The sequence below is a fragment of the Streptomyces sp. NBC_00988 genome (assembly GCF_045162645.1).
In the GTDB taxonomy this organism is placed as follows: Bacteria; Actinomycetota; Actinomycetes; order Streptomycetales; family Streptomycetaceae; genus Streptomyces.
Map to the genome: position 1 here is coordinate 11,648,728 of NZ_CP108730.1, position 19,999 is coordinate 11,668,726.

The following is a 19,999-nucleotide window of genomic DNA, read 5'->3' on the forward strand; positions in this document are numbered from 1 at the left end:
ATCCCCGCGAAGGGACAATGTTTGTTCCGTGACACGGAACAACGCGAGCGGCAGCATGCTGGAGAAAGCCGCGCTCATCCTCGACTGTTTCAGCCCGAGCGGCGGTCCGTACCGTCTGTCGGAACTTTCCGAGCACACCGGACTGCCCAAGCCCACGGTCCACCGGCTGGCCGCCGACCTCGTCCGGCTGGGCTGGCTGGAGCGCTCGGGTCCCCGTTATCTGCTCGGCGCGAAGCTGTTCGAGCTGGGCTCGCTGGTGCCGCACCGGCGCGATCTGCGCGAGACGGCCCTGCCCTTCCTCCAGGACCTGTTCGAGGCCACCCGCGAGACCATCCACCTCGGCGTCCGCGAGGGCATGGAGGTGGTCTACCTCGAGCGCATCCACGGCCACGAGGCACTGCGGCTGCCCTCCCGCATCGGTGGCAGCCTGCCCCTCACCTGCACGGCCGTCGGCAAGGCCCTACTCGCCTTCTCCGGCGCCGAGTTGACCGAGGAGGTGCTGTCCCGCCCGCTGCCGAGCCTCACCCCGCACTCGATCACCGACCCGGCCCGGCTGCGCATGACCCTGGAGAAGATCCAGGTCTCCGGCCTCGCCTACGAGGAACAGGAGGCCGCGTTGGAGGTGAGCTGCATCGCGGCCCCGGTGTTCGCCGGCGACACCGCGGTCGCCGCCCTCTCGGTCGCCGTACCGCGCACCCGCTTCCGGCCCGCCCAACTCGCCCCGGCCGTACGGACGGCGGCGCTCGGGCTGTCCCGCGTCCTGCGCGGCGGAGAGACCACGAGGACCCCACTGTCCTGGCGGTGAACCCGACCGTACACTGACAAGTCACGGTAACGGGGGCGTTGTTGAGCGGGGGGAGAATCATGTCCGGGGATCAGTACGGGTCTGTCCAGGGGTTCGTCGTGCCACCGATGCCGTCGTCTCCACCCCCCGGCCCGCCTGACCGACTCAGATCCGTCGCGGTCGGCCTCCTCAACCTCAGTGGTCTCGGGCTCGGTTACGCGCTGATGCGCCGCTGGCTGCTCATGGCCGTGTGCTGGGTCGCGACCATCGTGCTGCTGCTGGTGGCCCTGCCCGCCGACCCGGACGGCGTCCCGGGCGTCGCCGTCACCCTGTATGTCGTGTTCCTCGTCCTCGCCGCCGTCCACGGCGCGTCGGTGGGCCTGCGTACCCGCCTCGCCTGGCCCTCGCCCACCCCGGTCGCGGTCGTGCTCGGCCTGGTCCTGCTCGCCGTACCCGCCGGGGGAGTCGTCCTCTACGACAACGCCCGCGACGAGGCGACCCAGCAGATGCTCCTCGACCGGCTGGATACGGCCGACCAACTCGTGGCGGACTCAGGGAGGTTGCCGTTCTCGGCGGCCGAACCGCACTATCGCCAGGCGCTGGTCGCCTACGACGACCTCACCACCGCCCACTCCGGTTCGCGGGCGGCCAAGCGTGTGCCCGACCGGCTGAAGACGTTCTACACGACGGTCGCCGGTGCCTACGCGCAGAAGAACTACTGTGACGCGATACCCCAGTTGAAGTACCTGCGGACCGTCCCCGGCACCATCTCCAAGAAGGAACTGGGCACGCTGACCACCTGGCCCGACGACCGGCTGGCCACCTCCCTGTACGAGTGCGGCTCCACCGGTCTTGCCGCCCAACGCGCGGACTGGTCGACGAACTTCGGCGACCTGCTGGCCACGTTCCCGCAGTCGTCGCAGGCGGGTCAGGTCGAGCCGGCCGTCAAGTCGGCTGTCAGCACGGCGGTGAAGGGTGTGACGGGTAGTCAACCGTGCACGGCCGTCAGTGGGTTGGAGAGTCTCTCCACCCAGATCGGGAGTCTTCAGGGCGGTGGGGCGGGTGTGTCCGACGCGCTGAGCGCGGATGCCCAACAGGCGAGCAGTCACGCCGACTCCGGTGCCTATCAGTGCGGCGTCTTCCAGTACAAGGACGGCGACTTCGACTCGGCGCTCTCCACGATGAACGACTTCGTGAAGAACAACACGCACGACAAGAACCGGGCCCGGGCCAAGAAGATCGCGATCGCCGCCGAGGTGGCGAAGACGGTCCCGGCCGCGGGCAAGAAGCTCCCGACCACCGCGTCCGGCGGCAGCATCTCCGTCACGGTCAAGAACGACAGCCCGGACGACATCACGGTCCTGTACACCGGGCCGGTGACCGGCAGCTTCACGCTGAAGGGCTGCGGGAGCTGCACGTCGTACTCCCTCACCACCACCCTGCTGAAGGGGTTCAAGCCGTGCAGCTCCGGCAAGAGCTACCCGCAGAAGACGATCAGCCTGCCCACTGGCACGACGTACTTCGTGCACCGTCCTGACAGTTCGACCGCGACGCCGGCCTCGGACACGGCCAAGCTCAGGTCGGGTTACATCTACACGGAGTGCGCGTACAGCACGGGAGCCTTCGGCACCGGCTGACCGTACGGGGACTGCGAGTTGAGGGCGGCGGGCGCCCCGGCACTTCGGTGCCGGGGCGCCCGCCTCTTGCTCACAGCAGTGTGGGTGCGTGGAACGTGCCGAGGCCGGTGGTGAGGTCGCGGTCCAGCCAGTAGCGGCGCGGTTCGGCGAGCATCACGGCGACGCTGACACCGAGGAGGCCGGGGATCCTGGCCAGTTCGTCGTCGACGAAGAGCGCCAGGGCCGAGCGGTCGGTGACCAGGCCGGTGGCGAGGACCGACATGTCACTGGCGACGTGCGCGGCGAGCCGGGTCTGGGGCAACTGGTCGATGCGGCGCATCACTTCGGGGGTCGCACCCGGCGCCACGCGCAGCCGGAGGATGAACGCGGTCTGGAAGCCGAGCCACTCCGACACGATCTCCAGCCGCGGTTTGGCCCAGCCCTCGTCCAGGACCCGGCGAACCACGCGGTGCGCGGTGGAGGTGGCCAGGTCGGCGGTGCGGGCGATGCTCGCGGCGGACGCGCGGCCGTCCTGGAGCAACTGGGCCACGACACCGCGTTCGGCCTCGCTGAGCGGCTTCGCCGGGGGTGTCGCGGTCGCCGTGCCCTCGGGGCGGGAGCCGGTGAGCTTCAGCAGGTCGGCGCGCTCGGTGTCGGTGAGGAACTGCGGGTCCCAGGTGATGCCCCGGCGCAGCGTGCTCAGCGCGGGCAGGGCGTTGACGCGCCGGACGCCGGGCACCGAGAACATCCGGTCGATCGCCTCGCTGGTCGCCGCCTCGGACGGGGCGTGCACGACGGCGTAGAGCGGGTAGTCGCCCGAGATCTGCGCCAGCAGCTGGAGGTGGGGCAGGTCACGGAGCCGGTGCAGGACCGCGAGGGGACTCTCGCCGGTGATGTCCAGGAAGACGTGGACGGGCATCGCCGTGGAGTGGACGCCCCAGTCGGCCTGCCCGATCACGCGCACCATGCGTGCCTCGTGCAGGCGGTCGTAACGGCGTTTGAGCGTGCTGGCGTCGGCGGCCAGGATCTCGCCGATGTCGTCCCAGGTGGCCCGGGGCGCCAGGTGCAGCGCGCCGATGAGGCGCCGGTCGAGCTCGTCGAGGAGAGGACGGGTCATAGGGCCTCACTCTAAGGTGCTGTTTAATCCCACCGTTACTTCCAAGATATAGAGAATCTCTCACCTGGATGCCATTGTTCGCAGGAACATCCCCCCATCGCGCCAAGAGGTACCGATGAGTGTCACCTCCGCTCAACCTCAGCCCCCGTCCACCGAGCCCCAGTCGAGAGTCCTGCGCACCGCGTTTCGCGGGCTGACGGCGATCGAGAAGGTCGGCAACAGACTCCCCAACCCCTTCTGGCTGTTCTGGATCCTCGCGGGGATCGTCGCCGTCCTCAGTGCCGTCCTGGCGGCGACCGGCCTCAGCGCCGTGCACCCCGGCACGCACGAGACCATCAAGGTGCAGAACCTGCTCAGCAAGGACGGCCTCACGATGGCCGTCGAGGGCGCCGTCGACAACTACGCGGCCTTCCCGCCGCTGGCCACCATCCTCACCGTGATGTTCGGCATCGCCGTCGCCGAGAAGAGCGGACTGTTCTCCGCCCTGCTGCGCCGCATGGTCGCGCGCGTCCCGGGCAGGTACCTCACCTTCGCCCTCTCGATGACGGCCATCGTCAGCCATGTCGCCGGAGACGCCGCCTACGTCACCCTCATCCCGCTCGGCGCCCTGGTCTTCCGCGCGGCCGGCCGCAGCCCCGTCCTCGGCTGTGTCGTCGCCTACGTCTCGATCGCCGCCGGATACGACGCCTCCCCGTCGCTCACCACCACCGACGTCCTGCTCTCCGGGATCTCCACGGCCGCCGCCCACACCATCGACGCGCACTACGTCGTCACCCCGGTCGCCAACTACTTCTTCGGGCTCGGCTCGTCCGTCCTGGTCGCGCTGGTGATCACCCTCGTAGTCGACAAGGTCCTCGCCCGCCGCTCCGACCTGGAACCCGACGAGCCGGTCGCCGCGCTGGGTGCCGAGGAACTGGCCGAGATCGAGGTCACCGACCGGCAGCGGCGCGCCCTGCGCACGACCGGCCTGGTCGCCGTCGGCTTCCTCGTGTTCCTCGCGGCGGCGACGATCCCCTCGTCCTCACCCCTGCGCGGCGAGGGCGGCGGCATCGTCAACTCCCCGCTGGTCGGCGGCATGGCACTCGTCCTGGGCGTGTTCTTCGCGGTGCTCGGCACGGTCTACGGCCGGATGACCGGCACCTTCACCGCCGCCCGCGACAGCATCGGCGCGATGGTGGACGGCACTCGCTCGATGGCGCCGATCCTCGTCCTGTTCTTCGCGATCGCCCAGTTCCTCGCGTACTTCAAGTGGACGAACATCGGCAACATCCTTGCCGTCAAAGGTGCGGAGACCCTGCGTGACCTGCACCTCCACGGATGGACCGTGCTCGTCGGCATCGCCGTGCTGATCACCTTCATGAACCTCGTCATCACCAGTGGCTCCGCCCTGTGGGCGCTGGCCGCACCGGTGCTCGTCCCCATGCTGATGCTCATCGGCATCGAGCCCGAGACCACCCAGGCCGTCTACCGCGTCGCCGACTCGGTCACCAACTGCGTCACCCCGATGAGCCCCTACTTCGTCATGGCCCTGGGCTTCATCCAGCAGTACCGCAAGTCCGCCGGCATCGGCACCCTGGCCTCCTTCACGATCCCGATCGCCGCCGTCGTCTGGGTCGTCTGGGTCGCGTTCTTCGTGGCCTGGTACCTGCTGGGCATCCCGCTCGGCATCAGCTGAACCCACCGTCCCGCAAAGGGACTTGACCCCCCACCGCCGTACAGGAAAGCAGATCATGACCGCATCACCCGCAGCCGTCACCCTCACCGCCCGCGCCCAGGACGTCTCTTCGCGGATCGTCGAGGACATCCTGACCCTCGTCCGCCACGAGACCGGCAGTTACGACCTTCCCGGCCTCGCGAGCGGTCTGGACCTGCTGCGCGAGCTGACCGTCCAGCGGCTCGGCCTGCCCGACCACGAGGAGCGTCACCCCGGGGGCGAGTGCGGTGACACCCTCACCCTGACCTACGGCGGCACCGGCGCCGGGCATGTCGCGCTCGTCGGGCACTACGACACCGTGTGGCCGACCGGGACCCTCGCCGGATGGGAGCAGCCGGAGGCGGCGGGCGACGGGCGGGAGAAGCTCAGCGGGCCCGGCATCTTCGACATGAAGACCGGTCTGGCGCAAGGGATCTGGGCGCTGAAGCTCGCCCGGGAGAGCGGTGCGCCGCTGCCCACCGTCACCTTTCTCTTCAACGGTGACGAGGAGATCGGTTCGTTGTCCTCGCGGCCGGTGATCGAGGAGGTCGCGCAGAAGGTCGACGTCACGCTGGTGCTGGAGCCGAGTGCCCACGGCGCGGTGAAGACCGCCCGCAAGGGCACCGGGATCTTCCACGTCACCGCCACCGGTGTCGCATCGCACGCCGGGCTGGCGCCGCAGGACGGGGCGAGTGCGATCACCGCGCTGTCCGAGTTCGTGGTCGCCGCCGCGAAGGTCGCCGCGCCCGACAAGGGCACCACGATCAACACCGGGCTGATCAAGGGCGGTTCGGCCATCAACGTCGTCGCCGGGCAGGCCACCGCCGGGGTCGACATCCGCGTCAGCAGCGCGGCTGAACAGGCCCGCGTGGACGAGGAGTTGGACGCCATCGAGGTCAGCGACCCGCGCGTCCGCATCGAGATCGACCACGCCTGGAACCGGCCGCCGATGACCCTCAACGCCGCTTCCGCTCCGCTGCTCGACCTGGCCCGCGAGGTCGCCCGCGAGCAGGGGCGTGACGCCCTGCGCGACACGGCCGTCGGCGGAGCCAGCGACGCCAACTTCGTCGCCGCGCTCGGTCTGCCGGTGCTGTGCGGCATGGGGGCGGTCGGCGACGGGGCGCATGCCCAGGGAGAGTTCATCTACCCGGACACCGTGCCCGCGCAGACGGCGCTGGTCGCCGGGCTGCTGGAACGGCTGGCGGAACCGCTCCAGGGCTGAGCCGGGACCGCACACCCGTCATCGGTCGGAACATCCGTGGACGTCCAGGGTGGGGCGCGTCATCCGATCCATCCCTCACCGGGGACAATCGGTGCCATGACGGACGGTACGGACGGTAGGGACGACTCCGAGAGCCGCTTGGCCAGGATCGAGCGGCTGGTGGAGGACGGCGGGCGCGATGTGGTGCCCGCGTGGCGTCGGGTGACGCGCGGCGAGACACGGTGGGCGGTGTCCGCCGTGATCCTGGTGGCGTTCGCCCTGCAGATGGCGGTGCCGCACCGGCTCGCCTTCCAGCCGTACTGGCTGCTGCCGGCCCTCGAAATCGCGCTGATGGTCGGCCTGTTCGTCGCCAATCCCCGGCGGATCGAGCCCGGCACACGGTGGCTGCGCTGGCCGAGCCTGGTCCTGACGGGCGTGATCAGCCTGGCCAACAGCTGGTCGGCGGCCCGGCTGGTGGTGGGCCTGGTCAGGGGCACCGAAGGGCTGGGCGCCGGGCCGCTGCTGCTGACCGGCGGTGCCATCTGGCTGACGAACGTCATCGTGTTCGCCCTCTGGTACTGGGAGTGGGACCGCGGCGGACCGATGGCGCGGGTCATGGGGCACCACCAGTACGCCGACTTCCTCTTCGTCCAGATGCAGAGCCCGGAGACCGCGCCGCCGGACTGGGAACCGGTGTTCCTCGACTACCTGTACCTGTCCTTCACCAACTCCACGGCCTTCAGCCCGACCGACGTGATGCCGCTCTCCCGCTGGGCCAAGATGCTGATGATGGGCCAGTCCACGGTCTCCGTGTCGATCGTCGTCCTGGTCGTCGCGCGGGCGGTCAACATCCTCTGACAGCAGGGGAGTTGAACCGTCGAACGGCTGTCGAGCAGCTGTCGAAACTGTCGAGTCTGTGAGTACGGACGTTCCGCTTGCCGCGCTCCGGCGGTCGCCCGAGCATGGTGCGACTCGCCCGTCCCCCCACTCGACAGGGAGCTCCTGTGCGCTCGCGAGACCTCAACCGCCGTGGCTTTCTCACCGGTACTGCCGCCGCTGTGCTGGCCACCGGCCTCGACTCCGGTGTCGCGTCGGCCGCCGACCGGCGCGCCAGCCGGAGCGCCGACGACCCCGTGACCACGGAGTCCGGCCAAGTCACGGGCGTCCAGGGCGGGTTGAAGGGCATCGTCGCCTACAAGGGCATCCCGTACGGGGACACCACCACCGGCGCCAATCGCTGGCGCCCGCCTCAGCCAGCCCCGTCCTGGGGCGGGATCCGCAAGGCGGACGCGTGGGGCCCGGCCTGCCCCCAGCCCGTCACGGGCATCCCGAGCGACCAGGTGCCGTCACTGAGCGAGGACTGCCTCAACCTCAACATCTGGACCGGCGCGACCACTTCGGGCGACAGCAGACCGGTCCTCGTCTGGCTTCCCGGCGGCCGTTACACCGCGATCTGGACCGGACAGGAGATCTACAACGGCTCCCTGCTGGCCAACAAGGGCGTCGTCTTCGTCAGCGTCAACCACCGCGTCGGCCCCTTCGCCGACCTCGCCCACCCCGACCTGAGCGCCGAGTCCGGGCACGCCGCCTCCGGCAACTGGGGTGCCCTGGACGCCGTAGCGGCGCTGGAGTGGGTGGCCCGGAACATCGCCGCGTTCGGCGGCGACCCGGACCGGGTGACGCTCGGCGGCTGGCAGAACGGCGCGAACCTCGTCAACGTCCTGATGGCCTCGCAGGCAGCCCGAGGTCTGTTCCACCGGGCCCTGTTGCCGTCCGGCGTGCACTACACGAAGGATCCCGCGCTCGGTCAACCGCCTTATGGCTACCGTACGTTGGCAGCCGCCGAGTCCAACGGCACTGCCTTCGCGGCCTACTTGGGCTGCTCGACCCTCTCCGACCTGCGCGCGCTGTCCGCCGACGAGATCGTGGCGCGGACCTACGCCGCCGACGCACCGCCCGACGCCACCAGCTTCGGTGACGTGCTCGACGGCTACGTCCTGCCGAGCACGTACACCGCCGCCATGGAAGCGGGCAGGGAGATCGACGTACCCGTCCTCACCGGCAACTGTCGTGACGGGAACAGCGGTTCACCCACGCTGGCTGAGTACCAGGCCTACGCCGAGAGCCAGTTCGGGCCGATCGGCCTCGCGGACACGTTCCTCGGCCTGTACCCGGCGACCACCGACGCCGAGGCGGCCACCCAGTACAACGCCTACGCGCGGGACGAGGAACGTGTCTCGACCTTCCTGTGGGGCGGGCAGTTCGAGGACACGGCGGGTAATCGCGGCCCGGTCCACACCTACTTCTGGACCCGGGTCCCGCCGGGCCACGACGCCACCAACCCCGTTGTCGGCACCGGCAGTTCGGGAGCCTTCGACGGGGCCGACGTCTACTACCTGCTCGGGTTCCTCTACAACACCGACCGGCCGTGGGCGGGGCGCGACTACGACATCGCCGACACCGCCGCCTCGTACGTGGCGAACTTCGCGGCCACCGGGGACCCGAACGGCGGCAGTCTCACCACCTGGCCGGCCCTGGACACCGGCACCCCGCAGACGATGGAGCTCGGTGACCATTTCGCCACGCTCCCGGCAGCGGACAGCGACGCCAAGTACGCCTTTCTCAAGGCCTACTTGACGTCGCAGCCCATGTCCTACTGATCCCGCCGGAGATCAGCAGGAGCCCTCGTCCTGCCACGGGCCCCACTGGGAGGCACCGGGCACCTCGTTCTGGGTCCACCACTTGGCCACCCAGTTGTGGTTGCCGTACGACACCTCGTTGCCCTGCGTGTAGACGGCCGTGGAACTCCACGCCGTCTTGCAGGTGCCGGGGGTGGGCGTCGGGGTCGGCGTGGGTGTCGTGGTGGGCGGGGTGACGCCCGCGAACTGCACTGAGTACTTGGCGAAGTCCCAGGCGTTCTGCGCCACGCTGGAGCAAGTCCCGGACGTCGTACCGCCGTTGTCGACCGGACTGCACTGGCGGTCGCGGTTGAGGGACCAGAACGTGAAGCGGTCCATGTTGTGGCTGGTGGCGTAGTTCAGGACGGTCTGGAAGTCCGCCTGGGTGAAGTACTCGCCGGTGTCGCTGCGCCCGTTCATCCCCGAGAAGCCCTCGTGGGCGTACGCGGTCGCCTGGTCCCAGCCGAACGTGGACTGGAGGATGGAGTTGAAGTTGGTGAGCGCGCTGGTCTGCGAGGCCGCGCCGCTGAAGCCGCCGTCGAACGGCATGATGGAGAAGTTGTTCGGCGTGAACCCCTGTGACTTCGCCTCCAGCAGCATCTGCTTGCCGAACCAGCCTGTGCCGTCCGCCGTACCGGCCGTGGTGACGGAGACGTACAGGCCCGCGTTGTTCTGCTGGAGGATCTTGGCCGCGCCGATCTCGTTGTGGATGGCCGCGGTGTTCTCGTACTCCGGCTCCTCCAGGTCGAAGTCGATCGCGTGGAGGCCGTACTTGGTGATCACCTGCTGGTACGCCGCCGCCGTCGAGGCCGGGTCGGAGCAGGCCTGGCCGAGCTTGGTGCCGCCGTAGCCGCCGATGGAGACGGAGACGTCGCCGCCCTTGGCGCGGATCGTGTTGATCACCGACTGGACGGCGGTGTCCGAGGAGACCGGTGAGGTGCCGCCCCAGGTGGGGGAGCAGCCGCCGCCGTTGGGGGCGAGGACGAAGGCGAGCTGGAAGGCCTTGAGGCCGGTGGCGTCCATGATGGCGCCCGCGTCCGGCGGGTTGTTGTCCGTCGGCATCAGATAGGGGGCCGCGGCGTACCAGCGGTTGCTGAGCGCGGTGGCCGCGTTGGTGGCGCCCTGGGCGTTGGTCGCGACCAGCGCGGTCGTGCCCGCGGCGGCGGTCGTCACGGCGGCCGCCGCGACCAGACATGCACGAAGACGTGTCACGTTGTGCCTCCGGTGGGAGTGGGGGAGGCGCCCAGCTTCTGGCGCTGTCGCGGCCACGTCAATGGATTGGACTGGACCAAAGCTCACTTTGGACTAGACCATACGATTTCTTTACCGTCGGCCCGGCGGAGCGCATCGCGCGACACGTTTGCGACTAGTGTCCCGGCTCACATGGCGTTATAGGGGCGGCGCCGACACCATGGTGCACGTCATCGGCAGGCTGAAGGGATCGGGAATGTTCCGCAAGGTGCTGGTCGCCAACCGTGGAGAGATCGCGATCAGGGCGTTCCGCGCCGGCTATGAGCTGGGCGCGCGAACGGTCGCGGTCTTCCCCCACGAGGACCGCAATTCGCTGCACCGGCTCAAGGCCGACGAGGCCTACGAGATCGGTGAGCCAGGGCATCCGGTCCGCGCCTATCTCTCCGTCGAGGAGATCGTCCGCGCGGCCCAGCGCGCGGGAGCGGACGCGGTCTATCCGGGCTACGGGTTCCTCTCCGAGAACCCCGAACTCGCCCGCGCCTGCGAGGAGGCGGGCATCACCTTCGTCGGTCCCAGTGCCCACATCCTGGAGATGACCGGCAACAAGGCCACGGCGATCGCCGCCGCCCGCGCGGCCGGCGTACCGGTGCTCGGCTCCTCGGCGCCCTCCACCGACGTCGACGAACTGGTGCGCGCCGCCGAGGACATCGGCTTCCCCGTCTTCGTGAAGGCCGTGGCCGGCGGTGGCGGGCGCGGTATGCGCCGCGTCGAGGACCCGGCCACCCTGCGCGAGTCCATCGAGGCGGCGGCCCGCGAGGCCATGTCCGCGTTCGGCGACGCCACGGTGTTCCTGGAGAAGGCCGTCGTCGACCCCCGTCACATCGAGGTGCAGATCCTCGCCGACGGCGAGGGCAACGTCATCCACCTCTTCGAGCGCGACTGCTCGCTGCAACGCCGCCACCAGAAGGTCGTCGAGCTGGCCCCCGCGCCCAACCTCGACCCCGAGCTGCGCGACCGCATCTGCGCCGACGCCGTCCGCTTCGCCCGCGAGATCGGCTACCGCAACGCGGGCACCGTCGAGTTCCTCCTCGACCCGCACGGCAAGCACGTCTTCATCGAGATGAACCCGCGCATCCAGGTCGAGCACACGGTGACCGAGGAGGTGACCGATGTCGACCTCGTCCAGGCTCAGTTGCGGATCGCCTCGGGGGAGACCCTCGCCGACCTCGGCCTCTCGCAGGAGACGGTCACCCTGCACGGCGCGGCCCTCCAGTGCCGTATCACCACCGAAGACCCCGCCAACGGCTTCCGCCCGGACACCGGCCGGATCAGCGCCTACCGCTCGCCCGGCGGCTCCGGCATCCGTCTCGACGGCGGAACCACCCACGCGGGTACGGAGATCAGCGCGCACTTCGACTCCATGTTGGTCAAACTCACCTGCCGGGGACGGGACTTCACCACCGCCGTCAACCGCGCACGACGTGCCGTCGCCGAGTTCCGCATCCGCGGTGTGTCCACCAACATCCCGTTCCTCCAAGCGGTGCTGGACGACCCGGACTTCCAGGCCGGACGCATCACCACCTCGTTCATCGAGCAGCGCCCGCAGCTGCTGACGGCCCGTCAATCGGCCGACCGCGGAACCAAGTTGCTCACCTATCTGGCCGACGTCACGGTCAACAAGCCGCACGGCGAGCGCCCCGACCTGATCGACCCGACCACCAAGCTGCCGCCGGTTCCGAGCACCGAACCCCCGGCCGGTTCACGGCAGTTGCTCGCCGAACTCGGCCCCGAGGGCTTCGCCCGCCACCTGCGCGAATCACCTACCATCGGCGTCACCGACACCACCTTCCGCGACGCCCACCAGTCGCTCCTCGCGACCCGCGTCCGCACCAAGGACCTCCTCGCGGTCGCCCCGGTCGTCGCCCACACCGTGCCCCAGCTCCTCTCCCTGGAGTGCTGGGGCGGCGCCACCTACGACGTCGCACTCCGCTTCCTCGCCGAGGACCCCTGGGACCGCCTCGCCGCCCTGCGCGAGGCCGTCCCCAACATCTGCCTCCAGATGCTGCTGCGCGGCCGCAACACCGTGGGCTACACGCCGTATCCGACCCAGGTGACGGACGCCTTCGTGCAGGAGGCCGCCGCCACCGGCATCGACATCTTCCGCATCTTCGACGCGCTGAACGACGTCGGCCAGATGCGCCCGGCCATCGACGCCGTACGCGCCACGGGAACGTCGATCGCCGAGGTCGCCCTCTGCTACACCTCGGACCTGTCCGACCCCAACGAGCGCCTCTACACGCTCGATTACTACCTCCGCCTGGCCGAACAGATCGTAGAAGCGGGCGCACACGTCCTGGCCGTCAAGGACATGGCGGGCCTGCTCCGCGCCCCGGCCGCCGCGACGCTCGTGTCGGCTCTGCGCCGGGAGTTCGGGCTGCCGGTCCACCTGCACACACATGACACGGCAGGGGGTCAGCTCGCCACCTACCTCGCGGCGATCCAGGCCGGCGCGGACGCCGTGGACGGCGCGGTCGCCTCCATGGCGGGCACCACTTCGCAGCCGAGCCTCTCGGCGATCGTCGCCGCGACCGACTACTCCGACCGCCCCACCGGCCTCGACCTCCAGGCCATCGGCGACCTTGAACCGTACTGGGAGAGCGTCCGCAAGATCTACGCCCCCTTCGAGGCGGGCCTCGCCTCACCGACCGGCCGCGTCTACCACCACGAGATCCCCGGCGGTCAGCTCTCCAACCTGCGCACCCAGGCCATCGCGCTCGGCCTCGGCGACCGCTTCGAGGACATCGAGGCGATGTACGCCGCCGCCGACCGCATCCTCGGCCACCTGGTGAAGGTCACCCCGTCCTCGAAGGTCGTCGGCGACCTCGCCCTGCACCTCGTCGGCGCCGGAGTGAGCCCCGCCGACTTCGAGGCGTCCCCCGACCGGTACGACATCCCGGACTCCGTGATCGGCTTCCTGCGCGGCGAGTTGGGCACCCCGCCCGGCGGCTGGCCCGAGCCGTTCCGCACCAAGGCACTCCAGGGCCGCGCCGCCCCCAAGCCCGTACAGGAACTCAGCCCGGAGGACCGCACGGCCCTCGGCAAGGACCGCCGCGCCACCCTCAACCGCCTGCTGTTCCCCGGCCCGACCCGCGAGTTCGAGACCCACCGCCAGACCTACGGCGACACCAGCGTCCTGGACAGCAAGGACTTCTTCTACGGCATCCGGCCCGGCAAGGAATACGCGGTCGACCTGGAACCGGGCGTCCGGCTCCTCATCGAGCTGGAGGCCGTCGGCGAGGCCGACGAACGCGGGCTGCGCACGGTGATGTCCGCGCTGAACGGGCAACTCCGGCCGATCCAGGTCCGCGACACCGCCGCAGCCTCCGACATCCCCGTCACAGAGAAGGCCGACCGCGCCAACCAGGGGCATGTCGCGGCGCCGTTCGCGGGCGTGGTCACCCTCGCGGTCGAGGAGGGCGACGAGGTGGAGACCGGTGTCACCGTCGCCACGATCGAGGCCATGAAGATGGAAGCGGCGATCACCGCTCCGAAGTCCGGCCGGGTCGCCCGCCTCGCCATCAACCGCATCCAGCAGGTGGAGGGCGGCGACCTGCTCGTCGAACTGAGGTAGGTGGTGCGGCGGCGGGCGGCTCACCCCGGTGACCGGAGCTGAGGCAGTCAGTACGGCGGCAGGCCGCTCAACCCGGTGACCGGATCGGTCCGCTCCCGGACCCGATGTGGCCTGTCGCCGGCCCGCCCGCACGGCGCAGTCTTGGGGCATGACCCGAGCACTGATCGTCATCGACGTCCAGGAATCCTTCCGCGCCCGCCCGCTGTGGGAGACCATCTCCGACCCGAAGATCGCCGAACAGGCGAACCGTCTGGTCCAGCTCGCCCGCCGGGCCGGTGACCTCGTGGTGTGGGTGCTGCACTCCGAGCCCGGCAGCGGCGACGTCTTCGACCCGGCCCTCGGCCACGTGCGGCTCATCGACGGACTGGAGCGCGCGGATGGCGAACCGCTCCTCCATAAGACCTCGCACAACGCCTTCACCACCACCAACCTGCAGCAGCTCCTCACCGAGCACGGAGTCCGCGAGATCACCGTCTGCGGCATCCGCACCGAGCAGTGCGTCGAGACCACCACCCGGGTCGCGAGCGACTTCGGCTACCAGGTCACCTTCGTCACCGACGCGACCGCCACGAACCCCATCCCGCACCGCGACGCCCCGGCCGACCAGACCGTTGCCGAACTCCTGGCCGACCCGCGCACACTCCCCGCCGACGAGGTCATCCGGCGCACCGAATACGCCCTCGCCGGCCGCTTCGCCACCATCGCGACGGTCGACGAACTGGAGGCCGCCGCCGCACATCAGGCATGATGACCGGATCGTGAGCCACGTCGTCTTCTTCCTGGTACCCGGAGTCCACCTGCTGGACCTGGCCGGCCCCGCGCAGGTCTTCTCCACGGCGGCCGACTTCGGGCACCCGTACACGCTCTCCTACGTCGCCGAGCAGCCCCAGGTCACCAGCGCTCAGGGGCTGCCGCTGGCGGCCGGGCTCGACTGGCCCGAGCTGGGCCCCGAGGACCTGATCGTGGTGCCGGGGTGGCGTGCCGTCACTCTGGCCGACGCACCCGCTATCGGTGCTACGGCTCTGCGTGTCCTCCGGGATCACAACGCCCGGGGCGGGACGGTCGCCAGTGTCTGTGCCGGAGCCGACGCGCTCGGCCGGGCCGGACTCCTCGACGGCCGCCACTGCACCACCCATCACGACGTCCAGGACGAACTCGCCCTGCGCCACCCGAAGGCGACGGTCGTCCGAGACGTCCTGTTCACCACCGACGACCGAGTCATCACCTCGGCGGGTATCGCCAGCGGCATCGACCTCGCCCTGCACATCGTCGCCACCCGGCACGGCCCCGCCGTAGCCGCGCAGATCGCCCGGGACATGGTCGTCTACGCCCGCCGCAACGGCCACGAGCCGCAGACCAGCGCCATGCTCCGGCACCGGTCCCACCTCGACGACACGGTGCACCGCGCCCAGGACCTCATCGACACCCGCTTCGACGAGGCGCTTCCACTGCCCGCCCTCGCTTCGGCGGTCGGCGTCAGCGAGCGCACCCTGACCCGCCTCTTCAGCCGGGCCACCGGGCTCACCCCGCTGCGCTACCAGCAGACCCTGCGCCTCGAACGCGCCGAGCACCTCATCAGTCACGGCGCCACGATCGACGCCGCCGCCCGCTCGGTCGGCTTCGAGGACCCACGGATGCTGCGCCGACTGCGGGCCCGCACCCCGTAATGGGGAGGCGGCGGGACGGGCGCGCTGTTAGGTTGCCGGGTCGGCAGACCGCCGTATCGAAGCCCGACCGGCTTGCCTCAGGAGTGACCCGTGATCCCACCCCGTCTGGCTCCGCTGCTCGACCAGTTCGACTTCGCGTGCGAACGCCTCTCCAGCCGTATGACTGGGCCCGTCATGGACAGCGGCGACGGCACGGACACCCGGGTCGGGCCCATGACCGACGCGGAGTACTTCTGGGAGCCGGTGCCGGACTGCTGGTCGGTGCGACGGTGGACGGACGGCCCGGGAACGCGGGCAACTGCCTTGACGGGACAGGGTGATTGGGGGCGCGATGCCGCCGCCTATCCGCACCCCTGGCCCCCGCCCTTCACCACCATCGCGTGGCGGCTGAGCCACCTCACCGAGCTGCTGACCCTGCGCGCCGACCACACGGCCGGCAGTCGCTCGTTGACCCGTGACGACTTCTCCGTCAGCGGTGATGCCGTCGGTGCGGTCGATGCCTTTGACACCGGTGCGGGTGCCTGGCGGGAGGCGCTGGTGAGTGCCGACGAGGCCGCGCTCGACACCGTGGGGTACTGCACCTATCCGCACGGCAGCGACGCGGAGGAGCCGTTCATCGACATCGTGTGGTGGGTCAACCAGGAAGTGCTGCACCACGGTGCCGAGATCGCCATGCTGCGTGATTTGTACCGAGAGCGTGGTTGATCGTCACAGGACCGCTCCCATGCGCCAGGGGACGATCTCCTCCGTCCCGAACCCGAGGGCCTCGGACTTGCTCTTGGTGCCGGATGTCATGTCCACGAGGGCCTCGAACAGGGCCGTGCCGTACGTGAGTTGATCGGTGTGGCTCATCGCGGGCCCGGCGTCGAAGTCGATGTCGCCGCGCATCCGCTCGTAGAGCCCGCTGGTGGTGCTGATCTTCAGGCAGGGGACGGGCCGGGAGCCGAACAGCGAACCGCGTCCGGTGGTGAAGGCGAGCAGGTTGGCACCGCCGGCGACCATGCCGGTGGCCGACACCGGGTCGTAGCCGGGGGTGTCCATGAAGGTGAGGCCTGGCGCGGTGACCGGCTCCGCGTAGTCGATGACGTCGTTCAGCGGACTCGTCCCGGACTTGAGTACGGCGCCGAGGGACTTCTCCCAGATGGTCGTGATGCCGCCGGCCCGGTTTCCGCGGGACGGATTGTTGTCGAGAGTCGCGCCGTTGGTTGCCGTGTACTCCTGCCACCAGGCGATGAGTTGGTCGATGCGGGCCGCTGCCTCCGGGGTCGATGCCCTGTCCCGTAGGAGGTGGTGGGCGCCGTAGATCTCCGGGGTCTCGCCGAGTACGACCTTGCCGCCGGCCGCGACGAGCAGGTCGGCCGCCACGCCTAGCGTGGGGTTGGCGGTCAGGCCGGAGTAGGCGTCGCTGCCGCCGCATTGGAGGCCGAGGGTGAGTTCGGCGAGCGGGATCGGTACGCGGTGGGCTTGCGTGATGCGCGCGACCAGGTCCTCGATGCGGTCGAGCGCTGTGTTCAACGTGGCTGCTGTGCCGCCGAGTTGCTGGATGGTGAGCATCTCCGTGCCCGTGGTGTTGCTGTCGCCGACGATGTTCTCCGGCTGGTTCACCTCGCAGCCGAGGCTGATCAGGAGGGCGCCCGCGACGTTGGCGTGGCCGAGGTAACCGCGAAGTGTTCGTCGCAGGATGGCGTCCCCGGCAGTGCCCTCCGCCATTCCGCAGCCGAGGTCGTGCGGGAGCGCGATGACGCCGTCGAGGCCCGGTGTTCCCTTGTGGCGCTCGTCGGCGCGCAGGGCGATCATCCGGGCAACCGTGGCGGAGCAGTTCACGGTCGGGACCACGACGATGTAGTTCCGGGTGGCCGCGCGTCCGTCGGGCCTGCGGTATCCGAGGAAGTGGTCGCGGGTGGGGGAGACGGCGGTCGGTCGCGTGCGGGTCGGCGACGGGCTCGCGGTCGGCTCCTCCCAGGGGCCGACTCCCAGGTTGTGCACGTGGACGTGTCCGCCTGCCGGGATGTCGGCCAGGGCCACGCCGATGACCTCGCCGTACTTGCGGACCGGTGCGCCCTTGGGGATGTCGCGCAACGCGACCTTGTGTCCGGCTGCGATGTCCTCGGCGGCCGGGGTCGTGCCGTCGGCGAGTTCGAGGAGGGTTCCGCGCGGCACATCGCCGAGGAGCAGTCCTATGTCGTCCACGCCGGGACGAGGCACCAGCGGCCTGATGGTTGCCGCCGGTCCTGGACCCGGTCCCGGTCCCTCTGAGTCACGACGTTCACGGTTCACGTGATCGACCGTAGGACGCCAACACCCCACAGGGGAAAGACGGTTATCGATGGTCCGTCATCCGGAATACGAATGCGCGGTGCCCCAAGGGGAGTTGGGTCGGAAAGTCAGTCGGGTCAGGCGCGGAACGGCCGGACAGGGACCCCCTCCGTCCCGGTCTCGACGACGAACACGGAGCCGGACAGCGGGGAGTTGGTCAACTCCTCGGCGGAGAGGCCGTTTCGGGCGGAGGTGATGAACAGGCGGCCGTCCGCACCGAAGGCGCAACTGGTGGGCTGGAGCACGGGCACCGGTACGAGCCCGACGACGCGGCCCGTCGGGTCGTAGCGGCGGACTTCGCGTCCGCCGTGCATGGCCACCCAGAAGCAGCCCTCGACGTCGACGGCGAGGCCGTCTGGGACGCCGACTCCCTCGGTCTTGGTCAGCACCTCCAGGCGGCCGAGCTCTCCCGGCTCGGGGTGGAAGTCCGCGCGGTACAGGAGGTTGGCGTAGCTGTCGGCGAGGTACATGACGGTGTCCTCGGCGTTCCAGCCGAGCCCGTTCGGCAGGACGAGCCCGTCCGCGACGACGACGCTCGGGCCGTCGCCGTCCCAGCGGTGCAGTCGGCCCTGGCCCGGTGCGAACTCCATGTCGTTGCTGCCGGCCCAGAACCTGCCGAGGGAGTCCACCTTGCCGTCGTTCATGCGCAGGTTCGGCTCGGGGAGGACCGGGTCGACCAGGGTCAGCCTTTCGCCGGTGACGTAGCCGAAGCCGTCCGCCACCGCGACGGCGAAACCGTCGTCTGTCGCGCGCGGTGCTACCGCGCCGATCATCGTGCCGACGTCCGTGACGGTCTGTCGCCCTGTGGACAGGCTGTCTTGAAAAATCTTGCGGCCGTAGATGTCGACCCAGAGGAGATGCCCGGTGCGAGGATCGAACACCGGCCCCTCACCCACGTCCGACGTGTCATTGCGTACCGCCACATCGAGATTCGTGTACGTGCGGACATCAGCCATCGCGACTCCCTTCGTTCTGCCCCTTGTTTTCTCTCAACCTCGCCCGGGTCACTCGTGATCGTCAACGTCGATTAACGGATGTGGGGGATTCGTTCCGCGAATGGGCCCGGGCCGAGTCACACCGGTGGAACGGCGGTCGTGCCTTCGGGCCTCGGCGCCTTTATCACCGCTCGGATGAATGCTTGTGCGGCCGCGCCCAGCGGTCGTTCGGAGTGCCACCAGATTCCCACGTCCCGATAGCGGTTGAGATGCTGAATGGGGCGCATTTCCATTCCCTCGCGCAGGATCATCACCGCGCCCAGATAGTTGATGATGCCGATTCCGTGTCCGGCGCGGACCATGGCACCGAGAGTGGTCGGCTGATGGGAGACGGTTCCGGAGGGTGCGACCAGGTCCTTGATGCTCAATTCGACCTCGGCCTCGTATCCGACGACCGTATTGGCGAGAGGGTCGCCGATCGTGATGACGCGTTGGTCCGCGAAGTCCGCGAGTTCGATCTCGCTCTTCTTGAGCAGCGGATGGCCGGTCGGGGCGAGCATGACGAAGGGTTCCCGCCACAACGGGCGCATGGTGAAGCCGTGGTCGTGGGGTTCGGGCCGGACCGGGCGCAGGGCCACCGAGACCCGGCGCTCTGACAGCGCCGCCTCGATGAAGCCCGCGTCGCCGTCCAGGACCGCCACCCGGATCCGCGGATGCTCCTTCTGCAGTGCCGTGATGACCGCCGGGAGGAATTCCGAACTCCCGCTGGCGAAACTCGCGACCGTGACGGTTCCGGAGATGTCGCCCCGGTCGGTCTGGCGCGCGGTGACCAATTCGTCGGCGGCGGCGAGAACCGACCGCGCCCGCGCCAGGAGAGCACGTCCGTCGTCGGTGAGGGTGAGCGGTCGGATACGGCGTTCGATGAGCAGACAGCCGAGTTCGCGTTCCAGATTCGCGATGTGCGCCGAGACGCGAGGTTGCGACAAATGCAGCTTTTCGGCCGCTCTGGTGAAACCGCCGGTATCCACGACCTCGACCCAGGTACGCAACCAGGCCAGTTCGAGCGTCATTGACCGAACCTCCTCTCCTCGCGGCCGGACCGCTGTCGGCCGGGAATTCCCGCTGTCGGCATGTCATCTGCGCGGCAGATCATGTGTATTCGTATTTCGC

15 protein-coding genes are annotated in these 19,999 nt (G+C 69.6%); 10 read left to right on the forward strand and 5 right to left on the reverse strand.

What is annotated here, in order from left to right; all coding sequences use genetic code 11:
• The first annotated feature begins 55 nt into the window (after positions 1-55).
• Positions 56-805 (forward strand): IclR family transcriptional regulator, encoded by a 750-nt coding sequence (locus tag OG496_RS52480; RefSeq protein WP_405976872.1) that lies wholly within the window; start codon positions 56-58, stop codon positions 803-805.
• A gap of 59 nt (positions 806-864) precedes the next feature.
• Positions 865-2,421 carry a hypothetical protein gene (locus tag OG496_RS52485; RefSeq protein ID WP_405976085.1) on the forward strand — a complete coding sequence of 519 codons (1,557 nt, stop codon included), beginning with the start codon at positions 865-867 and terminating at the stop codon, positions 2,419-2,421.
• A 70-nt stretch (positions 2,422-2,491) separates the two neighbouring features.
• Here the strand turns inward: OG496_RS52485 and OG496_RS52490 are convergent, their stop codons facing one another.
• The gene (locus tag OG496_RS52490; RefSeq protein WP_366495927.1) at positions 2,492-3,517 is read right to left on the reverse strand and encodes an Lrp/AsnC family transcriptional regulator; all 1,026 of its coding nucleotides are present in this window, start codon (positions 3,515-3,517) and stop codon (positions 2,492-2,494) included.
• A gap of 115 nt (positions 3,518-3,632) precedes the next feature.
• Here OG496_RS52490 and OG496_RS52495 point away from each other — a divergent pair, with 115 nt between their 5' ends.
• The 4 genes from OG496_RS52495 (at position 3,633) to OG496_RS52510 (ending at position 9,071) form a co-directional block, all read left to right on the forward strand.
• Positions 3,633-5,192: an AbgT family transporter gene (locus OG496_RS52495; protein WP_405976086.1), complete on the forward strand. Its 1,560-nt coding sequence runs from the start codon at positions 3,633-3,635 to the stop codon at positions 5,190-5,192.
• 55 nt (positions 5,193-5,247) lie between these two features.
• Positions 5,248-6,432 carry a M20 family metallopeptidase gene (locus OG496_RS52500; RefSeq protein ID WP_405976087.1) on the forward strand — a complete coding sequence of 395 codons (1,185 nt, stop codon included), beginning with the start codon at positions 5,248-5,250 and terminating at the stop codon, positions 6,430-6,432.
• Between the two features lie 96 nt (positions 6,433-6,528).
• Positions 6,529-7,269 carry a hypothetical protein gene (locus OG496_RS52505; RefSeq protein WP_405976088.1) on the forward strand — a complete coding sequence of 247 codons (741 nt, stop codon included), beginning with the start codon at positions 6,529-6,531 and terminating at the stop codon, positions 7,267-7,269.
• Between the two features lie 146 nt (positions 7,270-7,415).
• A complete protein-coding gene (locus tag OG496_RS52510) occupies positions 7,416-9,071 on the forward strand; it encodes a carboxylesterase/lipase family protein (protein WP_405976089.1) in 1,656 nt (551 codons plus the stop codon).
• A 12-nt stretch (positions 9,072-9,083) separates the two neighbouring features.
• Here OG496_RS52510 and OG496_RS52515 read toward each other — a convergent pair whose 3' ends face one another.
• A complete protein-coding gene (locus OG496_RS52515) occupies positions 9,084-10,301 on the reverse strand; it encodes a chitinase (RefSeq protein WP_405976090.1) in 1,218 nt (405 codons plus the stop codon).
• A 235-nt stretch (positions 10,302-10,536) separates the two neighbouring features.
• On the opposite strand from OG496_RS52515, the gene OG496_RS52520 reads away from it, so the two are divergent.
• From OG496_RS52520 to OG496_RS52535, 4 genes are all read left to right on the forward strand, one after another.
• Positions 10,537-13,911: a pyruvate carboxylase gene (locus OG496_RS52520; RefSeq protein ID WP_405976091.1), complete on the forward strand. Its 3,375-nt coding sequence runs from the start codon at positions 10,537-10,539 to the stop codon at positions 13,909-13,911.
• 148 nt (positions 13,912-14,059) lie between these two features.
• Positions 14,060-14,659, forward strand: coding sequence for an isochorismatase family protein (locus OG496_RS52525; protein WP_405976092.1), 600 nt, complete (start codon positions 14,060-14,062; stop codon positions 14,657-14,659).
• Between the two features lie 10 nt (positions 14,660-14,669).
• On the forward strand, positions 14,670-15,578 hold the full coding sequence (locus OG496_RS52530; protein ID WP_405976093.1) for a GlxA family transcriptional regulator: 909 nt from the start codon (positions 14,670-14,672) through the stop codon (positions 15,576-15,578).
• Between the two features lie 90 nt (positions 15,579-15,668).
• Entirely contained in the window at positions 15,669-16,283 is a 615-nt protein-coding gene (locus OG496_RS52535) for a DinB family protein (protein WP_405976094.1), read from the forward strand.
• A 3-nt stretch (positions 16,284-16,286) separates the two neighbouring features.
• Here OG496_RS52535 and OG496_RS52540 read toward each other — a convergent pair whose 3' ends face one another.
• The 3 genes from OG496_RS52540 to OG496_RS52550 form a co-directional block, all read right to left on the reverse strand.
• Positions 16,287-17,768 carry a UxaA family hydrolase gene (locus OG496_RS52540; RefSeq protein ID WP_405976095.1) on the reverse strand — a complete coding sequence of 494 codons (1,482 nt, stop codon included), beginning with the start codon at positions 17,766-17,768 and terminating at the stop codon, positions 16,287-16,289.
• A gap of 203 nt (positions 17,769-17,971) precedes the next feature.
• Entirely contained in the window at positions 17,972-18,850 is an 879-nt protein-coding gene (locus tag OG496_RS52545) for an SMP-30/gluconolactonase/LRE family protein (RefSeq protein WP_405976096.1), read from the reverse strand.
• A gap of 116 nt (positions 18,851-18,966) precedes the next feature.
• The gene (locus tag OG496_RS52550; RefSeq protein WP_366495914.1) at positions 18,967-19,899 is read right to left on the reverse strand and encodes a LysR family transcriptional regulator; all 933 of its coding nucleotides are present in this window, start codon (positions 19,897-19,899) and stop codon (positions 18,967-18,969) included.
• Positions 19,900-19,999: the final 100 nt, after the last annotated feature.

Excerpts from the sequence above, each read along its gene's own strand:
- OG496_RS52480 (WP_405976872.1), top strand. The coding sequence starts at position 56 with ATGCTGGAGAAAGCCGCGCTCATCCTCGACTGTTTCAGCCCGAGCGGC.
- OG496_RS52485 (WP_405976085.1), top strand. The coding sequence starts at position 865 with ATGTCCGGGGATCAGTACGGGTCTGTCCAGGGGTTCGTCGTGCCACCG.
- OG496_RS52490 (WP_366495927.1), bottom strand. The coding sequence starts at position 3,517 with ATGACCCGTCCTCTCCTCGACGAGCTCGACCGGCGCCTCATCGGCGCG.
- OG496_RS52495 (WP_405976086.1), top strand. The coding sequence starts at position 3,633 with ATGAGTGTCACCTCCGCTCAACCTCAGCCCCCGTCCACCGAGCCCCAG.
- OG496_RS52500 (WP_405976087.1), top strand. The coding sequence starts at position 5,248 with ATGACCGCATCACCCGCAGCCGTCACCCTCACCGCCCGCGCCCAGGAC.
- OG496_RS52505 (WP_405976088.1), top strand. The coding sequence starts at position 6,529 with ATGACGGACGGTACGGACGGTAGGGACGACTCCGAGAGCCGCTTGGCC.
- OG496_RS52520 (WP_405976091.1), top strand. The coding sequence starts at position 10,537 with ATGTTCCGCAAGGTGCTGGTCGCCAACCGTGGAGAGATCGCGATCAGG.
- OG496_RS52525 (WP_405976092.1), top strand. The coding sequence starts at position 14,060 with ATGACCCGAGCACTGATCGTCATCGACGTCCAGGAATCCTTCCGCGCC.
- OG496_RS52545 (WP_405976096.1), bottom strand. The coding sequence starts at position 18,850 with ATGGCTGATGTCCGCACGTACACGAATCTCGATGTGGCGGTACGCAAT.
- OG496_RS52550 (WP_366495914.1), bottom strand. The coding sequence starts at position 19,899 with ATGACGCTCGAACTGGCCTGGTTGCGTACCTGGGTCGAGGTCGTGGAT.